The organism is Pseudomonas bharatica (genome assembly GCF_048586865.1).
Lineage (GTDB): Bacteria > Pseudomonadota > Gammaproteobacteria > Pseudomonadales > Pseudomonadaceae > Aquipseudomonas > Aquipseudomonas bharatica.
The window spans coordinates 21,314-43,633 of record NZ_JBMAWR010000007.1 but is presented as its reverse complement, the minus strand read 5'-3'; the positions used below and the strand labels follow the sequence as shown (position 1 = coordinate 43,633).

Genomic DNA, 22,320 nt, shown 5'->3' with positions numbered 1-22,320 from the left:
CTGTGGGAGCGGGTTCACCCGCGATTACGGTGTTGAATTCACCGACGCAATCGCGGGTAAACCCGCTCCCACAGGGTCAGCGGTGCTCCTGCCAGCGCGCTTTTGCTATAAGATAACGCCCCAAAATCGTACCCCTGCCTTGCACCCGGAGTCCTTCATGACGGCCCCCGCCGAACTCTCGCCTACCCTCGAACTGGCCTGCGACCTGATCCGCCGGCCCTCGGTGACCCCGCTCGACTTCGATTGCCAGAAACAGATGATGCAGCGTCTGGGCGACGCGGGTTTCACCCTCGAGCCGATGCACATCGAGGACGTGGACAATTTCTGGGCCACCCACGGTACCCAGGACGGCCCGGTATTGTGCTTCGCCGGCCATACCGACGTGGTCCCCACCGGCCCGGTGCAGGCCTGGCAGAACGATCCGTTCGAGGCGCTGATCGATGCCGACGGCATGCTGTGCGGGCGCGGCGCCGCCGACATGAAGGGCAGCCTGGCCGCGATGATCGTCGCCACCGAGCGTTTCGTCGCCGACTACCCGAACCACCGCGGCAAGGTTGCCTACCTGATCACCAGCGATGAAGAAGGCCCGGCCCATCATGGCACCAAGGCTGTGGTCGAGCGCCTGCGCGAGCGTGGCGAGCGCCTGGACTGGTGCATCGTCGGCGAACCGTCGAGCACCACCCTGGTCGGCGATGTGGTCAAGAACGGCCGTCGCGGCTCCCTTGGCGCCAAGCTCACCGTGCGCGGCAAGCAAGGCCATGTGGCCTACCCGCACCTGGCCCGCAACCCCATCCACCTGGCCGCCCCGGCCCTGGCGGAACTCGCCGCCGAGCATTGGGACGAAGGCAACGCGTTCTTCCCGCCGACCAGCTTCCAGATCTCCAACCTGAACTCCGGCACCGGCGCCACCAACGTGGTCCCGGGCGAACTGACCGCGCTGTTCAACTTCCGCTTCTCCACGGAATCGACCGTCGAAGGGCTGCAGCAGCGCGTCTCGGCGATCCTCGACAAGCACCAGCTGGACTGGGACGTGGAATGGGCGCTGTCCGGCCTGCCGTTCCTCACCGAGCCGGGCGACCTGCTCGACGCCGTGTCGGCCAGCATCAAGGCGGTCACCGGGCGCGAAACCGAGGCCTCCACCAGCGGCGGAACCTCGGACGGACGCTTCATCGCCACCCTGGGAACCCAGGTGGTCGAGCTGGGTCCGGTCAACGCCACCATCCACCAGGTCAACGAGCGCATCCTCGCCAGTGATCTCGACGTACTGACCGAGATCTACTACCAGACCCTGGTCCGGTTGCTCGCCTGATGCTCACCTGTCCCCTCTGCCGCGAGCCATTGCGCGACCTCGACAACGGTGTCGGCTGCCCTGCCGGCCACCGTTTCGACCGGGCCCGCCAGGGCTACCTGAACCTGCTGCCGGTGCAGCACAAGAACAGCCGCGATCCCGGTGACAACCAGGCCATGGTCCAGGCCAGGCGCGATTTTCTCGACGCAGGCCATTACGCGCCGGTAGCCAGGCGCCTGGCCGAGCTGGCAGCCGAGCGCAATCCGGGGCGCTGGGTGGACATCGGTTGCGGCGAGGGTTACTACACCGCGCAGCTCGCCGAAGCCCTGCCGACCTCGGAAGGCTACGCGCTGGACATTTCCCGCGAGGCCGTCAAGCGAGCCTGCAAGCGCAGCCCGCGCGTGACCTGGCTGGTAGCGAGCATGGCACGGGTTCCGCTGGCCGACGCCAGTTGCCAGTTCATCGCCAGCGTCTTCAGCCCGCTGGACTGGCAGGAGGCACGCCGCCTGCTCGGTCCCGGTGGCGGGCTGATGCGGGTCGGCCCGACCAGCGGCCATCTGATGGAACTGCGCCAGAAGCTTTACGACGAAGTTCGCGAATATGCCGACGACAAGCACCTGGCCCTGGTCCCGACGAACATGGCCCATGCCCACAGCGAAACCCTCGAATTCCGCCTGAGCCTGGCCAATCCCGCCGACCGCGCCAACCTGCTGGCAATGACGCCCCACGGCTGGCGCGCCAGCGCCGAGCGGCGCGCGGCGGTCATCGACCAGGCGGAGCCGTTCGACGTCACGGTGTCGATGCGTTACGACTATTTTGTCCTGCAGGACTGACCCCTTTCCGGAGAATCCCATGCGCCAACCCGATATCGAGATCTACCTGAAGGACGCCGACGTCGACCACAAGCAGATCACTGCCTGGCTGACCGAGGCCGTTGGTCCGTGCAGCGAATGGAAGCAAAAAGGCCAGACCTTCAAATGCACTGCCGGTGACATTCCTGTTACCTGGCTGCCCAAGGCCGTAGGAAAATGGAACAGTCTTTACCTGGAAAGTGACAACACACCGTGGGAAGACGACATAGCCTGTGCTCGCGCTGCCTTCGCCGCATTGAACGTCGAAGTACGCTGCGCACCTGGAAGCTGGGTCGAGGAAGAAGGCGAGGACGACGCCGATCGCTGGATCCGCATCAGTGCCGATGGAGAAGAGGAAATCACCTGGCGCACCAGTTGAGGGACTGCAAGCTGCAAGCCTGGCGCGGTCAGCTTGCAGCTTGTGGCTGAAACCTTACAGTCCGACCACATCCTCGGCTTGAAGGCCTTTCTGGCCTTGGGTCAGGCTGTACTCGACCTGCTGCCCTTCGAGCAGCGTGCGATGCCCTTCACCCCGAATCGCACGGTAGTGAACGAAAACGTCCGCCCCGCCTTCACGTTGAATGAAGCCATAGCCCTTGGCGTCATTGAACCACTTCACACTTCCAGTCTCACGAGACGACATCAGTAACACTCCGGATTTTTATTTTGGACTCGCCTTGTCGACGGGGGTGGGAACCCCTGCCTACGCCGCTTGCCGAATATTCCTGCAAACAGCGGACCGAGTATAAGACAGCGATAAATTATTTTTCATGACCAGGGCGGTTTTTGCTCAACTTGCGCGGATACGTCACACTTGCCCGCCTGTCTGCACGACCGTTCCATTTTCCAGAGCACACTCCACATGATCCATTCCCCCCTGCGCCGCCTGATCTTCGGCGCACTGCGCCGACTGTTGTACCTGTGGGTTCGCTCCGAGACCATCAACCAGTCCGCTTTCACCCTCAACCTGGACCGTAGCCGTCCGGTGTTCTATGCCATCCAGTCGCCGTCGCTGACCGACCTGGCCGTACTGGACAAGGAATGCACCAAAGCAGGGCTGCCGCGCCCGGTATTGCCCGTGGCCGTCGGCAGCCTGATGGAGCCCGCCGCCTTCTTCTACCTGACCCCGGAGCCGGACTGGCTCGGCCGCCAGTACAAGCGCGGTGCCCCGCCGACCCTCGGCCGGCTGGTCAGTGCGGTCAGCCAGCAGCCCGAGCAGGATGCGCAGATCATTCCGGTCAGCGTGTTCTGGGGCCAGACACCGGCCAGCGAATCGAGCCCGTGGAAACTGCTGTTCGCCGATAGCTGGGCCGTCACCGGACGCCTGCGCCGGCTGCTGACCGTGCTGATTCTCGGGCGCAAGACCCGCGTGCAGTTCTCCGCACCGATCCACCTGCGCGAGCTGGTCGATCACAACAAGGGCCACGAACGCACCGTACGCATGGCCCAGCGCCTGCTGCGGGTGCACTTCCGCAACCTGAAGACGGCCGTGATCGGCCCGGACATCTCCCACCGGCGCAACCTGGTCAAGGGCCTGATCCATGACCCGCTGGTGCGCCAGGCGATCCTCGACGAAGCCGAGCGCGAGAAGATCCCGGTGGCCAGGGCCGAAGCCACGGCGCTGAAGTACGGCAACGAAATCGCCTCGGATTACACCTACACCGCAATCCGCTTCCTCGAGGTGGTGCTGAGCTGGTTCTGGAACAAGATCTACGACGGTATCAAGGTCAACCATATCGAGCAGGTGCAGGGCATCGCCCCGGGTCACGAGGTGATCTACGTGCCGTGCCACCGCAGCCATATCGACTACCTGCTGCTGTCCTACCTGCTGTTCCGCAACGGCCTGACCCCGCCGCACATCGCTGCCGGGATCAACCTGAACATGCCGGTGATCGGCGGCCTGCTGCGCCGCGGCGGGGCCTTCTTCATGCGTCGCACCTTCAAGGGCAACCCGTTGTACACCGCCGTGTTCAACGAGTACCTGCACACCCTGTTCACCAAGGGCTTCCCGGTGGAGTACTTCGTCGAGGGTGGCCGTTCCCGCACAGGACGCATGCTGCAACCCAAGACCGGCATGCTGGCCATTACCCTGCGCAGCTTCCTGCGTTCGTCGCGCACGCCGATCGTCTTCGTACCGGTGTACATCGGCTACGAGCGGGTGCTGGAAGGCCGCACCTACCTTGGCGAACTGCGCGGGGCGAGCAAGAAGAAGGAATCGATCTTCGACATCTTCAAGGTACTTGGCGCGCTCAAGCAGCGGTTCGGCCAGGTCTCGGTGAACTTCGGCGAACCGATCCGCCTCAACCAGTTCCTCGACCAGCAGCAACCCGGTTGGCGCGAACAGCAACTGGCGCCGCAATTCCGTCCGGCCTGGCTGAACGAAACGACTTCGCGCCTGGGCGAGAAAGTGGCCCGTCACCTCAATGAAGCTGCGGCGATCAATCCGGTCAACCTGGTGGCCCTGGCCCTGCTCTCTACCAGCCGCCTGGCCCTGGACGAACTGGCCCTGACCCGGGTGCTCGATCTTTACCTGGCGTTGCTGCGCCAGGTGCCCTATTCGCCCCACACCACCCTACCGGAAGGCGACGGCCTGGCGCTGATCGGCCATGTCCGCGGCATGGACCTGCTGGCCGAACAGCGCGACGCCCTGGGCAGGATCCTCTACCTGGACGAGCAGAACGCCGTCCTGATGACCTACTACCGCAACAATGTCCTGCACATCTTCGCCCTGCCGGCGCTGCTGGCGAGCTTCTTCCAGATCAGCTCGCGGATGAGCCGCGAGCTGATCCTGCAATACGTTCGCGCGCTGTATCCGTATCTGCAATCGGAACTGTTCATCCGTTGGGAGCTGGATGAACTGGACGACGTGGTCGACCAGTGGCTGGCAGCCTTCATCGAGCAGGGCCTGCTGCGCAAGGAGAACGACGTTTACCTGCGTCCGCCACCGAGCTCGCGACAATTCGTCCTGCTGACGCTGCTGGCACGGGCCATCACCCAGACCCTGCAGCGCTTCTACATGGCCACCGCGCTGCTGCTCAACAGCGGCCAGCACAGCCTCAGCGCCGAGGAGCTGGAGGACCTGTGCGTGGTCATGGCCCAGCGCCTGTCGATCCTGCACGGCCTGAACGCCCCGGAGTTCTTCGACAAGAGCCTGTTCCGCCACTTTATCCAGACCCTGGTCGAGCAGGGCGTGCTGCGCCCGGACGAAGCCGGCAAGCTGGGCTTCCACGACAAGCTCGGCGAACTGGCCGAAGGCGCGGCCAAGCGCGTGCTGTCGGCTGAGGTGCGCCTGTCGATCCGCCAGGTGGCCCTGCACCGCGATGAAGCCAGCAGCGGCGAATAATCCCATGGCATCGCGGGAAGTCGACTACCGAAAAATCCGCTAAAGTCCTGGGTGCCGGCCGCAAGCCGGTATCTAGGATCGGAGACCCCATGAAAAAACTCTTTCTGCTGTGCTGCGCCTCGCTGGTCGCGGCCTGCTCCAGCCACGCCCCTGTCGAAAAGGCTTCGCTGCATGGCGAAGTGTTCTACCTGCAACGCATTGCCCTGCCACCGACGGCCACCCTTAATGTAGCCTTGCAGGACGTTTCCCTGGCCGACGCCCCGGCGGTCACCCTCGCCAGCCAGAACGGCCCGGTCAAGGGCCAGGTGCCACTGCCCTTCCAACTGTCCTACGACAAGGCCCAGCTCAAGCCCGGCCATCGCTACGCGGTCAGTGCGCGTATCGAGCTGGACGGCAAGCTGCTGTTCATCAACACCGAGCAGCACAGCGTCAAGCTCGACGGCAGTGATCCGCAGCCGCTGCGGATCAAGGTCGATGCGGTCCGCTGATATTCCGTATTCCCCGCTTTCTCCAATAAGGATGTCGTCATGATTCGCCGTACCCTCACCTTTACCGGCCTGTGCGCCGGCCTGTTGCTGTCCGCCAGCGCCATGGCCCTCTCCTTGAACGACCTGTCGCAGAAAGACGCCTCCGGGGGCCTCAAGGACGCCCTGAGCCAGGGCGCGCAGATTGCCGTCAAGCAACTGGGTAAGCCGGGCGGTTTCAGCAACAACCCGGACGTGCGCATCGAGTTGCCGGGCAACCTCGGCAAGGCAGCGAAAAAGCTCAAGCAGTTCGGCATGGGCGCGCAGGTCGACGAGCTGGAAACCAGCATGAACAAGGCCGCCGAAGCAGCGGTTCCGCAGGCCCAGGCACTGTTGCTGGATGCCGTGAAGAAGATGACCGTGGACGATGCCAAAGCCATTCTCGGCGGTGGTGACAATGCCGCCACCCAATACCTGAGCAAGACCAGCCGCGAGCAGATCCGCGAGAAATTCCTGCCGATCGTGAAAAGCGCGACCGACAAGGTCGGCGTGGCGCAGAAGTACAATCAGTTCGCCGGCCAGGCCGCAGCCTTTGGCGTGGTGGACGCCAAGAGCGCGAACCTGGAAGGTTATGTCACCGAGCAGGCACTCAACGGCCTGTTCGAGATGATCGGCAAACAGGAAGCCAGCATCCGCGAGAACCCGGCGGCAGCGGCAACCAGCCTGGCGAAGAAGGTCTTCGGGGCTCTGTGATCCGGGCCTGCTTTGCAGGCCATCGCCGGCAACGCCGGCTCCCACAGGATTAGCGGTGCACACGGCCTCTGTGGGAGCTGGCGTTGCCAGCGATGAGGCCGGCACTGACACAGAAAATGCCAGTGCCGGTCAGATACCTCACTCCTCTCTCTTGACCCTGAACCACGCCGCATACAACGCCGGCAGGAACAGCAGGGTCAAGGCCGTCGCCACGATCAGCCCGCCCATGATGGCCACCGCCATCGGCCCGAAGAACACGCTGCGCGACAGCGGGATCATCGCCAGCACTGCCGCCAGCGCGGTCAGCACGATGGGCCGGAAACGCCGCACCGTGGCTTCGATGATCGCTTGCCAGCGTCCCAGCCCCGCCGCGATGTCCTGCTCGATCTGGTCCACGAGGATCACCGAGTTGCGCATGATCATCCCCGACAGGGCGATGGTCCCGAGCATCGCCACGAAGCCGAACGGCTGGCGGAACACCATCAGGAACAGCACCACGCCGATCAGCCCCAGCGGCGCGGTGAGGAAGACCATGGCGGTGCGCGAGAAGCTGCGCAGTTGCAGCATCAGCAGGGTCAGCACCACCACGACGAACAGCGGCACCCCGGCGTTCACCGAGTTCTGCCCGCGGGTCGAATCCTCCACCGTGCCGCCGACCTCCAGCAGGTAACCGTCGGGCAATTCGGCCCGCACCGGCTCCAGTGTCGGCAGGATCTGCTTGACCAGGGTCGCCGGCTGGTCCTTGCCGTAGATATCGGCGCGCACGGTCACTGTCGGCAGACGGTTGCGGTGCCAGATGATGCCCTCCTCGAAGCCGTACTCCAGGGTCGCCACCTGGGACAAGGCGATGCTGCGGCCATTGTCGGTGGGTACCGACAGGCTCGACAGATGCTCCAGTTGGGTACGCTCTTCCTGGGTCCCGCGCAGGAGGATCTCGATCAGCTCGTTGTCCTCGCGGTACTGGCTGACGCTGCTGCCGGTCAGGGAGCTCTGCAGGAAGCGCGACAGCGCGGCGGTACTGACGCCCAGGGCCCGGGCGCGGTCCTGGTCGATATTCAGGTAGACCACCTTGCTCGGCTCTTCCCAGTCCAGATGGACGTTGGCCACGTGCGGGTTCTCGCGCACCCTGGCCGCCACCTTGCGGGCCAGGGCGCGGACTTCCTCGATATGCTCGCCGGTCACCCGGAACTGCACCGGGTAACCCACCGGCGGGCCGTTTTCCAGGCGGGTGACCCGCGAACGCAGGTCGGGGAACTGTTCGTTGAGGGTTTCGATCAGCCAGGTGCGCAGGGCCTCGCGGTCCTCGATGGTTTTCGCCAGCACTACGAACTGGGCGAAGCTGGCAGCCGGCAATTGCTGGTCCAGCGGCAGGTAGAAGCGCGGCGAACCGGTGCCGACATAGGCCACGTAGCTATCGATGCCTTCGCGCTTCTTGAGCATGGCCTCCAGGCGCTTGACCTGCTCGGCGGTATTGCTCAGGGAAGCCCCCTCGGCCAGCTTCAGATCGACCATCAGTTCCAGGCGCCCGGAGGCCGGGAAGAATTGCTGCTCGACGAAACGGAAGCTCATCACGCTACCGACGAACAAGGCAATGGTCAGCACGATCACCGTCTTGCGCCGGCTCACGCACCAGCTCACCACCCGGCGCACACGCTGGTAGAACGGCGTGCCGTAAGGGTCGGTCTCGCCGTTGGTGGTGCCATGTTTCTTCGCATGCAGCCTGGCCAGGTCCGGCAGCAGGCGCTCGCCCAGGTAGGGCACGAACACGACCGCCGCGATCCACGAGGCCAGCAAGGCGATGGTCACCACCTGGAAGATCGAGCGGGTGTATTCGCCGGTGCCGGACTGCGCCGTCGCGATAGGCAGAAAACCCGCCGCCGTTATCAAGGTGCCGGTGAGCATCGGGAACGCCGTGCTGGTCCAGGCGTAGCTGGCCGCCTTGAGCCGGTCGAAGCCCTGCTCCATCTTGATCGCCATCATCTCCACGGCGATGATCGCGTCGTCCACCAGCAGGCCGAGGGCCAGCACCAGGGCGCCGAGGGATATCTTGTGCAGGCCGATGCCCAGGTAATACATGGTGGCGAAGGTCATCGCCAGCACCAGCGGAATGGCCAGTGCCACCACCAGCCCGGTACGCATGCCAAGGGAGAAGAAGCTCACCAGCAGGACGATCGCCAGCGCCTCCACCAGCACCTGGACGAACTCGCCCACGCCGGTCTTCACCGCCGCCGGCTGATCGGACACCTTGCGCAACTCCATGCCGGCCGGGAGGTTGGTGGAAATCCGGGCGAATTCCGCCTCCAGGGCCTTGCCCAGCACGAGGATGTCGCCGCCGGGCTTCATCGAAACCGCCAGGCCGATGGCATCCTCGCCCATGAAGCGCATGCGCGGCGCAGGCGGATCGTTGAAGCCGCGATGGACCTGGGCCACATCGCCGATGCGGAAGGTGCGCTCACCCACGCGGATCGGGAACTGCTCGATCTGCTCGACGCTGTCGAAACGCCCGGTCACCCGCAATTGCAGGCGCTCGCTCGGGGTCTCGAAGAAGCCGGCGGTGCTCACCGCGTTCTGCTCTTCCAGCGCTTGCTGCACCGCAGCCAGCGGCAGGCCAAGGGTGGACAGCTTGGTGTTGGACAGCTCGATCCAGATTTTCTCGTCCTGCAGGCCGAGCAACTCGACCTTGCCCACGTCCTTGACCCGTTGCAGTTGGATCTGCACGCGGTCGGCGTAATCCTTGAGCACGGCGTAGTCGAAGCCCTGCCCGGTCAGCGCGTAGATATTGCCGAAGGTGGTGCCGAACTCGTCGTTGAAGAACGGGCCCTGGATGCCTGGAGGCAAGGTGTGGCGGATATCCGCGACCTTCTTGCGGATCTGGTACCAGAGCTCGGGGATATCCGCCGAATGCATGGAATCCCGCGCCATGAAGGTCACCTGGGATTCGCCGGGCCGCGAGAACGACACGATCTTTTCGTACTCGCCGGTTTCCATCAGCTTCTTTTCGATGCGTTCGGTGACCTGGCGCGAGACTTCCTCGGCGCTGGCGCCGGGCCACAGGGTGCGGATGACCATCGCCTTGAACGTGAAGGGGGGGTCCTCGCTCTGTCCGAGCTTGGTATAGGACAGCGCCCCGACAAGGGCGAGAAGAATCATCAGGAACAGTACGATCTGCCGATTGCGCAGGGCCCAGGCGGAAAGGTTGAAACCCATCGGGACTTACTCCTTGGCCGCCAGATTCACCGTACGATTGGACCGGTCCACCGGTCGTATCCGCTCGCCCTCATGCAGCACATGGCCACCGGCCGCCACCACCCAGTCGCTGGCGCTGAGGCCTTCGAGCACCGGAACGCTGTCCTGGCCGTAGGCGCCGACCCGCACCGGCACGCGCTGCAAGGTACTGTTGGCATCGACACGCCAGACGTAGGTCTGGCCATTCTCCGCGCTCAGCGCCGACAACGGCACCGCCAGCGGAATCTGCTCGGCATGCTGGATGAACACCCGGGCGCTCTGGCCCAGCTCGGCGGGAACCTTGCCGGTATTGAAGGCGATGCGCGCGGCGAAGGTACGCGAACGCGGATCGGCGGCCGGCGACAGCTCGCGGATACGGCCGTCGAAGCGCTGCCCAGGTTGCGACCAGAGCTCCACGGTCACCGGCTGGCCCACGCTGAAACGGCCGAAGTTCTGCTCCGGCAGGCTGATCAGCACTTCGCGCTCGCCATCGGCGGCGAGGGTGAACACGGTCTGCCCGGCAGCCACCACCTGGCCGACTTCCACCTGGCGCTTGGACACGACCCCGTCCTGGGACGCGCGCAACACCGAGTAGCCGGCCTGGTTGCCGGCCACATCGAACTCGGCGCGCATCTGCTTCACCCGGGCAAGGCCGGCGCGATAGAGGTTTTCCGCGTTGTCGTACTGCGACTGGCTGACCATCTGCCGCTCCAGCAGCCTCTTGTAGCGATCGCGCTCGGCCTGCACCAGGTTCAGGTTGGCCTCGGCCGCGGCGACCTGGGCGCGGGTCGCTTCCAGTTGCAGGCGCACATCCTGCGGATCCAGTTCGGCCAGCGGCTGATCCGCCTTGACCCGCTGCCCCTCCTCCACCAGGCGCTTGCTCACCTTGCCGCCGATCCGGAACGCCAGCTCCGGCTCGAAGCGCGCGCGCACCTCGCCGGGGTAGCTGTCCACCGCGGCCGAAGCCGGCTGCGGCTGCACCACCATGGCGGGACGGATAACGGTGGGTGCCGCGGCTTCCTGCCCGCAAGCGGACAGCAGCGCGGCCAGGATGGCAGGCAGAGCGAGGGGCAAGGCATGACGCAACATGAGTGATGACCTTTCGCGAAGGGGGTGCTTCGAATATTTATACTGGCGGGTATATTAAATCAGCGGGTTGCGGTGGGGAAGGTGGATTTTTCGGTCTGGATAGATCAATAAATGCGCATTGTTTTACGTATTACATTGCATATACTCCAACTCATGTGTGCCGCGCTCAGTGCGGCCATCCTCTGCAAACATATTGAGGCAAATGACATGAGCGCACTTCTTGACCGGGCCGAACAGGCGGTGTCTGCTACCGCGATGGTTCGAAGCTTCAGCGCCAAACTGAAGGAGGTTACCAGCGGGAAGCACTCCCACTTGGTAATTTTCAAGGACAACGAGCCCGCTGCGGTACTGATTGGAGTCAAGTCCTTTCAAGCGCTGCAGGACGAACTCGAAGACCTTCGCGCCGAGCGGCTCGCCATCGATCGCCTGTCCACCCTGGATGAAGAGAAAACAGTGAGCCTTGAAAACATGGAGGCTCGCTTCAGGTAACCAGTTGTTCAGGTAATGGCAGTTGTGCGTGTGGGCACTTTATGTGCGCCGGGATGCCTATGACCCGGTCTGTCAACCCGCGCATGATTGCCTCCCTGAATAACGAAATTGTCGCTGTCAGGAGGCCTTCGCAGGCAAGCCAGCTCCTACAGGGGACCGCGCTCAGGCTTCACGATCTTGTTGCAAATGACCAGGGAACTTCACCGATTTCCGACTTCCTTGTAGGCAATTTCCCAAGCATACTCGCTGGCCCTATCAGTCGTTGCGTTCCCGAGAGATCACACCTAGTCTCCGTCGGTCGTTGAAAAATCAACGACAGGGCTTTGACAGGCTCTTGGGTCATTACGCTCGGTTGCTATGGCGGCTGTGCGTGTGGGCACCTTCGGGTGCGCCAGGCTTTCTATGGCCCCTGGTCTGTCAACCCGCGCACAGTTGCCACCCTCCGTTTGACAGCGGACTTGGCAATCCCGATCAACGGCCATAGAGATACACCATGAAAAAACTCGTCCCCGATCCACCTCCCGTCCTCTGCATCCGCGCCGGGATCTCTCACGAAAAATCCATCCATCTGGCGCAGCAGCACATCGACAGCGCCATGAACATCGCCCACGAAATCGCCGCACATGCCTGCACTGACCAACAGGAGCGGATCAACGCGGCCATCCTGCAGATGCAGATCACCCGTGCCTTGCTGAAGGTCTCGGCGGCAACGCTGGAGGTGGTGGTGTAACCGCCAATCGCGACGGTTCGGCAGCCTCGCGGCCGTCGCGATTGCAGCATTTCGACAACCTGACCTGACCCCGCCTCGCCCGCGTTGTACTATTCCTCGCTTCAATCCCTGCAAAAGTGACCCATGTCCCAAGATCCCACCGTATCCAGCGGCCCAGGACGGCCCAAGGATCTGGCCAAGCGCCAGGCCATCCTCGAGGCCGCCAAGGACCTGTTCCTCGCCAATGGTTATGCCAGCACCAGCATGGATGCGGTCGCGACAGCGGCAGGTGTGTCGAAACTCACGGTCTACAGCCATTTCAATGACAAGGAAAACCTGTTCGCCGAGGCCATCATCGCCACCTGCCAGGCGCAGTTACCGGGGCTGATCTTCGAGCTGCCCGAAGGCGTGCCGCTGGAGCAGGTACTGATGAAGATCGGCCGCGGGTTCCAGGTGCTGATCAACAGCGATCATTCGGTGAAGCTGCATCGCCTGATCATCACCCAAGGGCCACAGGATCCGAAGCTGGGGCAGATGTTCTTCGAGGCGGGACCGGCACGGGTACTGCGCGAAACCGAGGCACTGCTGAGGCTGGCGGACGAACGCGGCATGCTGCGGATTGCAAATCCGGCTTCGGCGGCAGAGCATTTTTTCTGCCTGCTCAAGGGTGGGGCGAATTTCAGGCTGCTGCTCGGGTGTGCCGGGCCGTTGGAGGCTGAAGAGGCCGAGGCCCATGTGCGGGAGGTGGTGGAGCTGTTTCTGCGGGCTTATCGCGTCTAGCCCAGGCACCGCACCCCCCTGTGGGAGCTGGCTTGCCAGCTCCCACAGGGATTTGTGGGGTCTGCCAAATCGAGTCAGATCAGGGCTTGAGCGCCTTCTTCGGATAGATGTCATACCGGCTGGATTTCCCCTCCAGGCTATGACTCGGCTTGGCGCCCTCGATGATCGGCGCTTTGCGCGGGCGCTTGACCACTACCCGGTGGGTCGCCAGGGCCAACGCCGCTTCGAGCAGGGCCGGGGCATCAAGGTCGTCCCCCACCAGCGGCCGGAACACGCGCATTTCCTTTTTCACCAACGCGCTCTTGTCGCGATGGGGGAACATCGGGTCGAGGTAGATCACCTGCGGCGGCTCGCCTTGCCAGTTGCGCATGCGCTCGATGGAGTTGCCGTGCAGCAGTTCCATGCGCGCCACGATCGGGCCGACCTCTTCATCCCCGGCAGCCCGTGCCAGACCATCCTCGAGCAGTGCCGCGACCAGCGGCTGGCGCTCGATCAGTTGCATCCGGCAGCCGAGGGTGGCGAGCACGAACGCGTCCTTGCCAAGCCCGGCCGTGGCGTCCAGCACATGGGGGCGCACGCCCTGGGCGATACCGACCGCCTTGGCGATCATCTGCCCCGCACCGCCGCCATACAGGCGCCGATGGGCCGCACCGCCTTCAAGAAAGTCGACCCGCACCGGGCCCGGTGCCTGCGGCCCGAGCTGCTGGATCTGCAGGCCGTCCACGCCCACCTGCACGGCGAACGCCGCCTCGGCATCGTCCAATGGCAGCCCCAGGCGCGCCGCCCATTGCTCGGCCTGCGCCTGATACCCGGCGTCCAGTGCCTCGACCCGGATCCCGCCTTCGACCTGCTGCTCCACGCTCACCTTCCTGCCCAAAAAAAGTTAAAGATCGGCGCCTGCGGCCGATACACAAAGTACGCGCCATTTTGCCAGAGCTCTTCGACAACCATGTCAGAGATTCTTCAACTTCCCTCAGGCTACCTGTCACCCGTCGGTGACTACAGCCGCCACAACACCCAGGCCCTGGGCGGCGTCAGCCACCTGTGGTCGGACTTCTTCGCCCGCGCCCTGGCTGCGCAGCAGGAAGAAGGCGTGGTGCGCGAGGCGCTGCCGGTCGAAGAAGTGGACGTGCAGACCGGCGAACCGATCAGCGGCAGCCAGACCCTGGCGCAGATCCACAGCCAGCGCCTGTGCGAAGTAACCGACACCGAGATCGCCCCGCCGGAGCCCCTGTTCCTGCCGATCGCCGAATTCGAGCTGGACCTGCTGGACAAACCCGCCCCACCCTTCAGCGCCGCCGAACTGATCGAGCAGCAACGCCAGCTGGACATCAGCAACAACTGGGTGCGCCCGGTGGTCATGAGCCAGGGCCATCCGCTTCCCGAACCGGGCCCGGCACCGGCGCCTTATCCGTTGCACCTGCCGATCGCCGAACTGGAGCGCAAGCTGCTGGACCCGGCGCCGGAACCTTTCGACGAGGCCACCCTGGCCAAGCAGCAGCACGACCTGGAATTCGATATCCACTGGGCTCGCCCGGTCGTGCTGAACAACGTGCGCATCGCCGCCTAACGGCAGACCCGCCAACGCCCCATGTCCAGATGAAAGTGGTTGTGATGGGCGCTGTTGTAGTCCGGCCCGAGTACCGTGTTGAAGCTCTCGCAGGCAGCATCCCGCGCTTCGCGCAGAAAGCGGGCCTTGGGCCCGTCGCCGCTCCAGTCCTTTTGCAATTCGATGCGCCGGCCGTCCTTCAGGCGAAACCCGGAGATATCCAGGGCATTCGCCGTAGCATGCTGGCTGAGCCGGCCTTCGGCGCGGTTGTAGACGTTGCGACAGGCATAGCTGCCCAGATGATCGACCTGGGTCACCGGCTGCCCGAAAACCCGTTGCGCCGCCGGTTGCAGGCCATGCCGCTCGAACAGGGCGAAGGCTACGGCTACCGGGCAGGTAGCAAGGAAGCTGCTGCTCAGTTTCACGTCTGCGCCCTGGACGCGGACCACGTTGGTCAGCGGGCAATGGCCGCCAGTGGTATCCGCCTGCGGGCTGTAACGCAGGCCGGACGTGGCCAGCACCTCGGCGCACAGCCGCGGATCATCGCGCAGGCGGCCCAGTTTCCATGAAGTCAGGAGGTTGGGCGGCTCGCGCACATCCAGCGGCGCCCAGGGGTTCCATTGCCCGGGCAGGCGCCAGCCCTGTCGCCAGCCGAACAGCGCCACGCCGGCCAGCACCGCCAACAGCACCAGTGCGCCATGGCGCATGGTCACCTCAGCGCCGGAACAGGTCGTTGAGCCGGGCGAAGGTCATGGCTTTGTCGCCATGGTCAAAACGCCCTTCCCCGCGAATCCGCGTCGCCGCCTCGAAGAATGCACCGTAGGCGACCCGGGCCAGGGACGAACCCACACTGATGCGCTTCACGCCCAGCGCCTTGAGGTCCTCGAAGCCCAGGTCCATGCCTGCAAGCCCCATCAACACATTGACGGGTTTCGGTGCCACCGCCTTGACCACCCGCTGGATGTCCTCGGCAGTGCGCAGTCCCGGCGCATAGAGCACATCGGCCCCAGCCTCGGCGAAGGCCTGCAGGCGGGCGATGGTGTCGTCGAGATCATTGCGCCCGTGCAGCAGGTTTTCCGCACGGGCGCAGAGCATGAAGGGAAAGTCCAGGCTGCGGGCGGCCGCAACCGCGGCCTCGACCCGCTCCACGGCGCGATGGAAGTTGTAGATGGGCTCATCCTCGCGACCGCTGGCGTCCTCGATGGAGCCGCCTACCAGGCCCATCTTCGCTGCCTGCAGGATGGTGTCGGCGCAACCGCCCGGCTCATCGCTGTAGCCGTTCTCCAGGTCCGCCGCCACCGGCAGGGCCGTGGCATCGACGATGGACTGCGCATTGGCCAGGGTCTCGTCGCGACTCACCGCACCTTCGGCATCCGGGCGCCCAAGGGCGAACGCCAGGCCGGCGCTGCTGGTAGCCAGGGCCTCGAAGCCGAGGCTGGCGAGCAGCTTGGCCGAACCGGCATCCCACGGGTTGGGAATGACGAAGGTTCCGGGGCGTTCGTGCAGCGCCTTGAAGGCTTCGGCACGCAGGGTTTGCACATCCATGGTGGAACTCCCAGGCAGACGACGGGAAATCACAACAGTCCGAGTTGTTCGACCTGCGGCCCCCGATCGGGTTCATGCAACGGCGCAAGCCCAGGCAGGCGTTCCATCAAGCCTTGATGGAAACGCCGGGCCAGGGCTGCGGCCAGGCGGTTGTCAGCGGTATGCAGGAAAACGTAGGGGCTGCGCCCTTCCTCGATCCAGGCGGCGACCTTGTCCAGCCACGGCACCAGGAACGGCTCGTTCGCCGCCAGTTCCGGATGGCCGATGAAACGCACCTGCGGTTGCTGGCTGAAGGCAGCGGGACGCGGCGGCACCCGTGGCTTTTTCGATTGGGCGTGGAGCACGCTCGGGTCGCGGGAGGTGCAACTGAACAGTGCCCGCGGGTCGAGACAGATGCGCTCGATGCCTCGCTCGTTGAGCAACCGGTTCAGCAGGCGCTCGTCCTCGCCCTTGGCGAAGAAAGCGTCGTTGCGCACCTCGACGGCCAGCGGCACGGCAAGTTCGTCGATGAACTGCATGAGTTCGCCAAGCCGCGCCGGCCCGAAGCTCGCCGGCAACTGCAACCAGTACGGCGATACACGGGCGCCCAGGGGCTGGAGCAACTGCACGAAGGTGCCCGCGGCCTCCAGTTGCGCATACAGGTCGCCGCTGTGGCTGATATCACCGGGAAACTTGGCAGTGAAGCGAAAGTGCGCGGGCATGACCTGGGCCCAGCGCTCGATAGTGGCCGGCGCAGGCCGGGCATAAAAGGTGGTATTGCCCTCGACGGCATTGAAGACCTGGCAGTAGAGGCCAAGAAAATCGCTGCTTTTCGCGTCGCTGGGGTACAGATAGTCGCGCCAGGCGTTTTCACTCCAGGACGGACAACCGAGGAAATAAGGTAAGGATGCTGAGCTCATTGGCTCAAATGTACAGATCCAGCCCCAGCACTTCCATCTCCCAATCGACGAACCCGGCCGTGGTCAGGTAGCTGGCCAGGGCGCCGGCGGTGCGCCGGTCGCGGGCCCGGGGGAAGATCATGTCCTGCGGACGGGCCGGCAGGTTGGGGAGGGCGCGCTGCGAAGTGCCGGGGTTATCGGCGGCTTGCGCCTCGACTTCGAACTCGCCGGCGATGTCTTCCTGCGACTCCTCCACCCGCACCGGCCCTTTGCGCTGAGGGCGCTTGAGCGGGTAACTCGATGAGGAAAAGCCGTCGATACGCATGGCAATGAACTCGGGGTCGATGATGGCAATTTAGCGGCACCTGACACCTTGCGCAAATGCCCTACTGATAACTGGACCACATATACACAAATTGGTTTACCGCCTTTGGCGATAACCGACCGGAGGTCGTCAGCCTTTCTTCGGCGTGGCAACCTTGTCACGCAGGTACACCGGCTGGGCCTGCTCGGCCGGCACGCTCTCGCCGCGCGCCCAAGCGAATCCGGCCAGGGTCAGCAGGTCGAGCGCGTGGGGCAGCATGGCCTGGTCCTGCGCGGCGACCTTGACCGCCAGGCGTTCGGCATAGCCCCAGCCGGTACCGGCACCGAACCAGGAATCGCCGTTAGCGTCGGGAAGCGCCACCTGCCCGGGCGGCAGCACGGCCTCGCTCCCCTGCAATTGCATTTCGCCCTTCACCTCTTGATAGCAGCCCCAGTAGACCTCGTCCATGCGCGCATCGATGGCCGCCGCGACCCGGGTGGCGCCGTGTTCGCGCAAGGCGCGCTGGGCCAGCACCGCCAGGTTGGACACCGGCAGCACCGGGCGCTCCAGGGCGAAGGCCAGGCCCTGGACCACGCCGATGGCGATACGCACCCCGGTGAAGGCTCCCGGGCCGCGGCCGAAGGCGATCGCATCCACCGACGAAAGCGCCACACCGGCATCGGCCAGCAGGGCCTGGATCATCGGCAACAGCTTTTGCGCGTGCAGGCGCGGAATCACCTCGTAATGGCTCGTGATCTTGCCCTCGTGCAGCAGGGCGACGGAGCAGGCTTCAGTGGCGGTATCCAGGGCCAGCAAGGTGGTCATCGGGGTGTTCCAGGCGAGAAAAAAGAGCGGCAGTATAAACGACAACGGCCCGCAAGCGGGCCGTTGGCGGTACAACGAACGGGATCAGCTCAGGGCTGCCAGGACCTTGGCGGTGATCGCCTCGACCGAACCGACGCCAGGAATGTGGCTGACCTTCGGCTTGCCATTGGCGGCTTCGAGCTTCTGGTAGAAGTCCACCAGCGGCTTGGTCTGCTCGTGGTAGACCTTCAGGCGGCCACGCACGGTTTCTTCGTTGTCGTCCGGGCGCTGGATCAGGTCCTCGCCGGTGACGTCGTCCTTGCCTTCCACCTTCGGCGGGTTGTACACGACGTGGTAGACACGACCGGAGTCCAGGTGAACGCGGCGGCCGGCGATGCGCTGGACGATTTCTTCATCATCGACAGCGATCTCGACTACCGCATCCAGAGACACGCCAGCGGCAACCATGGCTTCGGCTTGAGGGATGGTGCGCGGGAAACCGTCGAACAGGAAACCGTTGGCGCAGTCAGGCTGGGCGATACGGTCCTTGACCAGGTTGATGATCAGGTCGTCGGAAACCAGCTTGCCGGCATCCATCACGGCCTTGGCTTCCAGGCCCAGCGGAGTGCCGGCCTTGACCGCGGCACGCAACATGTCGCCGGTGGAGATCTGCGGAATACCGAATTTTTCGGTGATGAACTTTGCCTGAGTACCTTTACCGGCCCCGGGAGCTCCCAGCAGAATTACGCGCATCTTGTGCTCCTCATTTTTTATAAGCAAATCAATGGATTCGCGAGCGTTGGCGAATCGCAGGAAATCGGGCGATGACCATAAATCGGTCAAAAGGCTGCCCAAGATACACAGCGCATGGGGACCATACAAGCGGTCGAAAGTCGGAAAAACCTGCGACAGGACGCCACGGTGTATACAGGTTGCGCCCGGCGCAACCTGCCCTTTATACGGTCATTTCCTACGCGCCTGGGAATACATTCCGACACCTGACAGCCATCCAGCCGACACTCAACCCGTGTTGCGCAACCCTGCGGCGATGCCTGCTACCGTCACCAGCAAGGCCTGCTCCAACGGGCTGTCCAGAGCGGCTTCGCGCTCTCGCGAGCGGGCCAGCAGCTCGGCCTGGAGCAAGTGCAACGGATCCAGGTAGGTATTGCGCAGGCGGATGAACTCCAGGGTCTCCGGGCTGTGCGCCAGTAGCACCGGCTGCCCGGTCAGGCCCAGCACCACCTGGCATGCCTGCGACAATAGGTCGCGCAAATGCTCACCCAAAGGTCGCAGGTGCGGTTGCACCAGACGTTCGTCGTAGGACGCGGCGATTTCCGCGTCGGCCTTGGCCAGCACCATCTCCAGCATGTCGATGCGGGTGCGGAAGAACGGCCACTGCTCGCGCATCTGCTCCAGCAGCGGCCCTTGGCCACGAGCCAGGGCGTTGTTCAGCGCGGCTTCCCAGCCGAGCCAGGCTGGCAGCATCAGGCGGGTCTGGGTCCAGCCGAAGATCCACGGGATGGCCCGCAGGCTTTCGATGCCACCGGCGCGGCGCTTGGCCGGGCGGCTGCCCAAGGGCAGGCGGCCAAGCTCCTGCTCCGGCGTGGATTGGCGGAAATACTCGACGAAATCAGGGGTTTCCCGCACCACGCCACGGTAGGTCTTCACCCCGTCGGCGGCCAACTGGTCCATCACCTCGCGCCAGGCCGGCCGAGGGGGCGGCGGCGGCAGCAAGGTGGCTTCCAGCACGGCGGCCAGGTACAGGTTGAGGTTCTGCTCGGCGATATCGGCCAGCCCGAACTTGAAGCGGATCATCTCGCCCTGCTCGGTAGCGCGGAAACGCCCGGCCACCGACCCCGGCGGCTGCGACAGGATCGCCGCGTGGGCCGGCGCGCCGCCGCGCCCGACGGTGCCGCCGCGGCCATGGAACAGCAGCAGCTCGACTTCCTGCTCCCGGCAGATCTGCACCAGGGTTTCCTGGGCGCGGTACTGCGCCCAGGCTGCAGCGGTGGTGCCGGCGTCCTTGGCCGAGTCGGAATAGCCGATCATCACTTCCTGCGGGCCGTGCAGCCCGGCGCGGTAACCCGGCAGGGACAGCAGGCGCTGCATCACCGGCCCGGCGTTATCCAGGTCGGCCAGGGTTTCGAACAGCGGCACCACGCGCATCGGCCGTTGCAGGCCGGCCTCCTTGAGCAGCAGTTGCACCGCCAGCACGTCGGACGCCGCGCCGGCCATGGAGATGACGTAGGACCCGAGGGACGCGGCGGGCGCCGCAGCGATCTCGCGGCAGGTGGCAAGCACTTCGGCGGTGTCGGCCTGGGGCTGGTAATGCGCCGGCAAGAGCGGGCGGCGGCTGGCCAGCTCGCGCTGGAGGAAGTCGATCCGCGCTTCCTCGTTCCACTCGGCATAGCTGCCCAGGCCAAGGTACTCGGTGATTTCGCTGAGCGCGGCGGCGTGGCGGGTGGAGTCCTGGCGCACATCGAGGCGCACCAGGAACAGGCCGAACGTCACGGCGCGGCGCAGGCAATCCAGCAGCGGACCGTCGGCGATCACCCCCATGCCACATTCATGCAGGGACTCGAAGCACAGGTGCAGGGGCTCGAAGAGTTCGCGGTTGTCCTGCAGCACCAGCGGGCCCGGTGCCTGCGCCGTGGTCAGGGCCGACTGGGCCCAGGCACGGGTTTCCCGTAGCCGCTCGCGCAGCGGCTTGAGCAGCGCACGATAGGGTTCGGCGCAATCACCGACCCTGGCGCGCAGGGCCGGGCTGGCCTGCTGCATGGACAGCTCGGCGGCGAGGGAATGCACGTCGCGCAGGAACAGGTCGGCAGCCATCCAGCGCGCCAGCAACAGCACTTCGCGGGTGACGGCTGCGGTGACATTGGGGTTGCCGTCACGGTCACCGCCCATCCACGAGGCGAAGCGGATCGGCGCAGCCTCCAGCGGCAGGTGCAGGCCGGTGGCGGCGTGCAGGGCCTTGTCGGCCTTGCGCATGTGGTTGGGAATGGCGTGCCAGAGTGAGTGCTCGATCACCGCGAAGCCCCACTTGGCCTCGTCCACCGGAGTCGGTCGGGTGCGGCGGATTTCCTCGGTGTGCCAGGCCTCGGCGATCAGCCGTTGCAGGCGCTCGCGGACCTGCTCGCGTTCGGCGGGGGTCAGGTCGCGGTGATCCTGGACGGCAAGCTGCGCGGCGATGGCGTCGTACTTCTGGATCAGCGTGCGCCGCGCCACCTCGGTGGGGTGGGCGGTCAGCACCAGTTCGATGTTCAGCTTGCCGAGCTGGCGGGCCAGGGCGTCGTCGCTATGGCCGGCGGCCTTGAGGCGGGCCAGCAGCTCGGGCAGCACCCGGGCCTCGAACGGCTCCGGCTGGTCGGCGTCGCGACGGCGGATCAACTGGTACTGCTCGGCGATATTGGCCAGGTTGAGGAACTGGTTGAAGGCCCGGGCCACCGGCAGCAGCTCATCGTCGGCGAGGTCGGCGAGGGTCGAACTGAGCTGCTCTTCGCCGCCGCTACGGTCGGCCTTGGCGCTGTGGCGGATCGCCTCGATCTTCTGCAGGAACGCCTCGCCATGTTGCTCGCGTACCGTATGGCCCAGCAGCTCGCCCAACAGATGAACATCTTCCCGCAAACGCACATCGATATCGGTCATCAACCTTCTCCACCCTGGAAATACTGCGTCGTTGCAGAGTGCCCCACTACCGGTCGTGCTTTCAAGGCACGGGCGCGGGCGAACTGGCTACGCTGTAACCAGTCGCCATGGTTTTACGGAGGGCATCATGAAGATTCGCGAACTTGCACAGTACTGGGAACAGCACGCCAAAGGACGTCTGAGCCCGACCGGTCATGTCCTGCACCTGGACGTCGAGGCCTCGGCGCGCCTGGCGGCGCTGGCCGAGATGTACCCCAAGCGCACCCCGGAAGAATTGCTCGGCGAACTGCTGGGTGCGGCACTGGAAGAGCTGGAAGCGAGTTTTCCGTACGTCAAGGGGCAGCAGGTGATCGCCACCGATGAAGAGGGCGATCCGCTGTACGAGGATGTCGGGCCGACGCCGCGCTTCCTGGCGCTGTCGCGCCAGCATCTGCATGCGCTGAGCAGTGGCGAGGATGGTTCTACCTAATGACGCATTGGTCCTCTGTGGGAGCGGGTTCACCCGCGATTGCGTCGTTGAACTCACTACCGTAATCGCGGGTGAACCCGCTCCCACAGGGTTTGGTACGCGCAGGAAAATTCCTCGATACCACTCCATCCC

The 22,320-nt window shown here is 64.8% G+C and carries 22 protein-coding genes; 11 read left to right on the top strand and 11 right to left on the bottom strand.

The features are described 5' to 3' along the window. Positions 1–157: 157 nt before the first annotated feature. The 3 genes from dapE to ACKLLE_RS10705 are packed head-to-tail and all read left to right on the top strand — an operon-like array spanning position 158 to position 2,518. On the top strand, positions 158–1,309 hold the full coding sequence (gene dapE / locus ACKLLE_RS10715; protein ID WP_420057900.1) for a succinyl-diaminopimelate desuccinylase: 1,152 nt from the start codon (positions 158–160) through the stop codon (positions 1,307–1,309). Further along, positions 1,309–2,121, top strand: coding sequence for a putative RNA methyltransferase (locus ACKLLE_RS10710; RefSeq protein ID WP_064303324.1), 813 nt, complete (start codon positions 1,309–1,311; stop codon positions 2,119–2,121). The genes dapE and ACKLLE_RS10710 overlap by 1 nt, the downstream gene beginning before the upstream one ends. A gap of 19 nt (positions 2,122–2,140) precedes the next feature. Then, positions 2,141–2,518, top strand: coding sequence for a hypothetical protein (locus tag ACKLLE_RS10705; protein ID WP_009395289.1), 378 nt, complete (start codon positions 2,141–2,143; stop codon positions 2,516–2,518). A 54-nt stretch (positions 2,519–2,572) separates the two neighbouring features. Here the strand turns inward: ACKLLE_RS10705 and ACKLLE_RS10700 are convergent, their stop codons facing one another. Next, the gene (locus ACKLLE_RS10700; protein ID WP_009395290.1) at positions 2,573–2,782 is read right to left on the bottom strand and encodes a cold-shock protein; all 210 of its coding nucleotides are present in this window, start codon (positions 2,780–2,782) and stop codon (positions 2,573–2,575) included. A gap of 219 nt (positions 2,783–3,001) precedes the next feature. Between ACKLLE_RS10700 and plsB the strand changes: the two genes are divergently transcribed. The 3 genes from plsB to ACKLLE_RS10685 all read left to right on the top strand — a co-directional run bounded on the left by plsB (position 3,002) and on the right by ACKLLE_RS10685 (position 6,699). After that, a complete protein-coding gene (gene plsB / locus ACKLLE_RS10695) occupies positions 3,002–5,482 on the top strand; it encodes a glycerol-3-phosphate 1-O-acyltransferase PlsB (protein WP_420057898.1) in 2,481 nt (826 codons plus the stop codon). A gap of 89 nt (positions 5,483–5,571) precedes the next feature. Then, complete coding sequence (locus ACKLLE_RS10690; protein ID WP_064303326.1) at positions 5,572–5,970, top strand: YbaY family lipoprotein; 399 nt, start codon at positions 5,572–5,574, stop codon at positions 5,968–5,970. 39 nt (positions 5,971–6,009) lie between these two features. Next, complete coding sequence (locus ACKLLE_RS10685) at positions 6,010–6,699, top strand: DUF4197 domain-containing protein (RefSeq protein WP_420057897.1); 690 nt, start codon at positions 6,010–6,012, stop codon at positions 6,697–6,699. A 138-nt stretch (positions 6,700–6,837) separates the two neighbouring features. Here the strand turns inward: ACKLLE_RS10685 and ACKLLE_RS10680 are convergent, their stop codons facing one another. Both ACKLLE_RS10680 and ACKLLE_RS10675 read right to left on the bottom strand, forming a co-directional pair. Beyond that, positions 6,838–9,906, bottom strand: coding sequence for an efflux RND transporter permease subunit (locus tag ACKLLE_RS10680; RefSeq protein ID WP_064303328.1), 3,069 nt, complete (start codon positions 9,904–9,906; stop codon positions 6,838–6,840). Between the two features lie 6 nt (positions 9,907–9,912). Continuing rightward, positions 9,913–11,013, bottom strand: coding sequence for an efflux RND transporter periplasmic adaptor subunit (locus ACKLLE_RS10675; RefSeq protein WP_420057896.1), 1,101 nt, complete (start codon positions 11,011–11,013; stop codon positions 9,913–9,915). Between the two features lie 255 nt (positions 11,014–11,268). Between ACKLLE_RS10675 and ACKLLE_RS10670 the strand changes: the two genes are divergently transcribed. From ACKLLE_RS10670 to ACKLLE_RS10660, 3 genes are all read left to right on the top strand, one after another. Next, on the top strand, positions 11,269–11,502 hold the full coding sequence (locus ACKLLE_RS10670) for a type II toxin-antitoxin system Phd/YefM family antitoxin (RefSeq protein ID WP_420058009.1): 234 nt from the start codon (positions 11,269–11,271) through the stop codon (positions 11,500–11,502). Positions 11,503–11,995: 493 nt separating this feature from the next. Continuing rightward, on the top strand, positions 11,996–12,232 hold the full coding sequence (locus ACKLLE_RS10665; protein WP_064303330.1) for a hypothetical protein: 237 nt from the start codon (positions 11,996–11,998) through the stop codon (positions 12,230–12,232). A gap of 123 nt (positions 12,233–12,355) precedes the next feature. Continuing rightward, on the top strand, positions 12,356–12,991 hold the full coding sequence (locus tag ACKLLE_RS10660; protein ID WP_009403255.1) for a TetR/AcrR family transcriptional regulator: 636 nt from the start codon (positions 12,356–12,358) through the stop codon (positions 12,989–12,991). 79 nt (positions 12,992–13,070) lie between these two features. On the opposite strand, the gene ACKLLE_RS10655 is transcribed toward ACKLLE_RS10660, so the two are convergent. Continuing rightward, on the bottom strand, positions 13,071–13,850 hold the full coding sequence (locus ACKLLE_RS10655; RefSeq protein WP_420057894.1) for a class I SAM-dependent methyltransferase: 780 nt from the start codon (positions 13,848–13,850) through the stop codon (positions 13,071–13,073). Positions 13,851–13,940: 90 nt separating this feature from the next. Here ACKLLE_RS10655 and ACKLLE_RS10650 point away from each other — a divergent pair, with 90 nt between their 5' ends. Then, positions 13,941–14,561 carry a hypothetical protein gene (locus ACKLLE_RS10650; RefSeq protein WP_009403258.1) on the top strand — a complete coding sequence of 207 codons (621 nt, stop codon included), beginning with the start codon at positions 13,941–13,943 and terminating at the stop codon, positions 14,559–14,561. Here ACKLLE_RS10650 and ACKLLE_RS10645 read toward each other — a convergent pair. The 7 genes from ACKLLE_RS10645 to ppc form a co-directional block, all read right to left on the bottom strand. Then, on the bottom strand, positions 14,558–15,247 hold the full coding sequence (locus tag ACKLLE_RS10645) for an extensin-like domain-containing protein (RefSeq protein ID WP_420057893.1): 690 nt from the start codon (positions 15,245–15,247) through the stop codon (positions 14,558–14,560). The genes ACKLLE_RS10650 and ACKLLE_RS10645 overlap by 4 nt on opposite strands. Before the next feature lie 7 nt (positions 15,248–15,254). Next, positions 15,255–16,085 (bottom strand): isocitrate lyase/PEP mutase family protein, encoded by an 831-nt coding sequence (locus tag ACKLLE_RS10640; RefSeq protein WP_420057892.1) that lies wholly within the window; start codon positions 16,083–16,085, stop codon positions 15,255–15,257. A 29-nt stretch (positions 16,086–16,114) separates the two neighbouring features. Continuing rightward, positions 16,115–16,984, bottom strand: a complete 870-nt coding sequence (locus ACKLLE_RS10635) for a DUF72 domain-containing protein (protein WP_420057890.1) — start codon at positions 16,982–16,984, stop codon at positions 16,115–16,117. Positions 16,985–16,988: 4 nt separating this feature from the next. Next, positions 16,989–17,288: a hypothetical protein gene (locus ACKLLE_RS10630; protein WP_420057889.1), complete on the bottom strand. Its 300-nt coding sequence runs from the start codon at positions 17,286–17,288 to the stop codon at positions 16,989–16,991. Positions 17,289–17,417: 129 nt separating this feature from the next. Beyond that, positions 17,418–18,092, bottom strand: a complete 675-nt coding sequence (tsaB, locus tag ACKLLE_RS10625; protein ID WP_420057887.1) for a tRNA (adenosine(37)-N6)-threonylcarbamoyltransferase complex dimerization subunit type 1 TsaB — start codon at positions 18,090–18,092, stop codon at positions 17,418–17,420. A gap of 84 nt (positions 18,093–18,176) precedes the next feature. Continuing rightward, a complete protein-coding gene (gene adk / locus ACKLLE_RS10620) occupies positions 18,177–18,824 on the bottom strand; it encodes an adenylate kinase (protein WP_009403268.1) in 648 nt (215 codons plus the stop codon). A gap of 267 nt (positions 18,825–19,091) precedes the next feature. Continuing rightward, positions 19,092–21,719 (bottom strand): phosphoenolpyruvate carboxylase, encoded by a 2,628-nt coding sequence (gene ppc / locus ACKLLE_RS10615; RefSeq protein WP_420057886.1) that lies wholly within the window; start codon positions 21,717–21,719, stop codon positions 19,092–19,094. Between the two features lie 127 nt (positions 21,720–21,846). Here ppc and ACKLLE_RS10610 point away from each other — a divergent pair, with 127 nt between their 5' ends. Continuing rightward, complete coding sequence (locus ACKLLE_RS10610; RefSeq protein ID WP_420057885.1) at positions 21,847–22,188, top strand: pilin assembly protein; 342 nt, start codon at positions 21,847–21,849, stop codon at positions 22,186–22,188. Positions 22,189–22,320: the final 132 nt, after the last annotated feature.

Coding starts and splice junctions, on each gene's coding strand:
- ACKLLE_RS10660 (WP_009403255.1), top strand. CDS start 12,356: ATGTCCCAAGATCCCACCGTATCCAGCGGCCCAGGACGGCCCAAGGAT.
- ACKLLE_RS10665 (WP_064303330.1), top strand. CDS start 11,996: ATGAAAAAACTCGTCCCCGATCCACCTCCCGTCCTCTGCATCCGCGCC.
- ACKLLE_RS10610 (WP_420057885.1), top strand. CDS start 21,847: ATGAAGATTCGCGAACTTGCACAGTACTGGGAACAGCACGCCAAAGGA.
- ACKLLE_RS10705 (WP_009395289.1), top strand. CDS start 2,141: ATGCGCCAACCCGATATCGAGATCTACCTGAAGGACGCCGACGTCGAC.
- ACKLLE_RS10650 (WP_009403258.1), top strand. CDS start 13,941: ATGTCAGAGATTCTTCAACTTCCCTCAGGCTACCTGTCACCCGTCGGT.
- ACKLLE_RS10675 (WP_420057896.1), bottom strand. CDS start 11,013: ATGTTGCGTCATGCCTTGCCCCTCGCTCTGCCTGCCATCCTGGCCGCG.
- ACKLLE_RS10670 (WP_420058009.1), top strand. CDS start 11,269: ATGGTTCGAAGCTTCAGCGCCAAACTGAAGGAGGTTACCAGCGGGAAG.
- adk (WP_009403268.1), bottom strand. CDS start 18,824: ATGCGCGTAATTCTGCTGGGAGCTCCCGGGGCCGGTAAAGGTACTCAG.
- ACKLLE_RS10635 (WP_420057890.1), bottom strand. CDS start 16,984: ATGAGCTCAGCATCCTTACCTTATTTCCTCGGTTGTCCGTCCTGGAGT.
- ACKLLE_RS10690 (WP_064303326.1), top strand. CDS start 5,572: ATGAAAAAACTCTTTCTGCTGTGCTGCGCCTCGCTGGTCGCGGCCTGC.
- ACKLLE_RS10710 (WP_064303324.1), top strand. CDS start 1,309: ATGCTCACCTGTCCCCTCTGCCGCGAGCCATTGCGCGACCTCGACAAC.
- ACKLLE_RS10685 (WP_420057897.1), top strand. CDS start 6,010: ATGATTCGCCGTACCCTCACCTTTACCGGCCTGTGCGCCGGCCTGTTG.
- ACKLLE_RS10640 (WP_420057892.1), bottom strand. CDS start 16,085: ATGGATGTGCAAACCCTGCGTGCCGAAGCCTTCAAGGCGCTGCACGAA.
- ACKLLE_RS10630 (WP_420057889.1), bottom strand. CDS start 17,288: ATGCGTATCGACGGCTTTTCCTCATCGAGTTACCCGCTCAAGCGCCCT.
- ACKLLE_RS10700 (WP_009395290.1), bottom strand. CDS start 2,782: ATGTCGTCTCGTGAGACTGGAAGTGTGAAGTGGTTCAATGACGCCAAG.
- dapE (WP_420057900.1), top strand. CDS start 158: ATGACGGCCCCCGCCGAACTCTCGCCTACCCTCGAACTGGCCTGCGAC.
- plsB (WP_420057898.1), top strand. CDS start 3,002: ATGATCCATTCCCCCCTGCGCCGCCTGATCTTCGGCGCACTGCGCCGA.
- tsaB (WP_420057887.1), bottom strand. CDS start 18,092: ATGACCACCTTGCTGGCCCTGGATACCGCCACTGAAGCCTGCTCCGTC.
- ppc (WP_420057886.1), bottom strand. CDS start 21,719: ATGACCGATATCGATGTGCGTTTGCGGGAAGATGTTCATCTGTTGGGC.
- ACKLLE_RS10680 (WP_064303328.1), bottom strand. CDS start 9,906: ATGGGTTTCAACCTTTCCGCCTGGGCCCTGCGCAATCGGCAGATCGTA.
- ACKLLE_RS10645 (WP_420057893.1), bottom strand. CDS start 15,247: ATGCGCCATGGCGCACTGGTGCTGTTGGCGGTGCTGGCCGGCGTGGCG.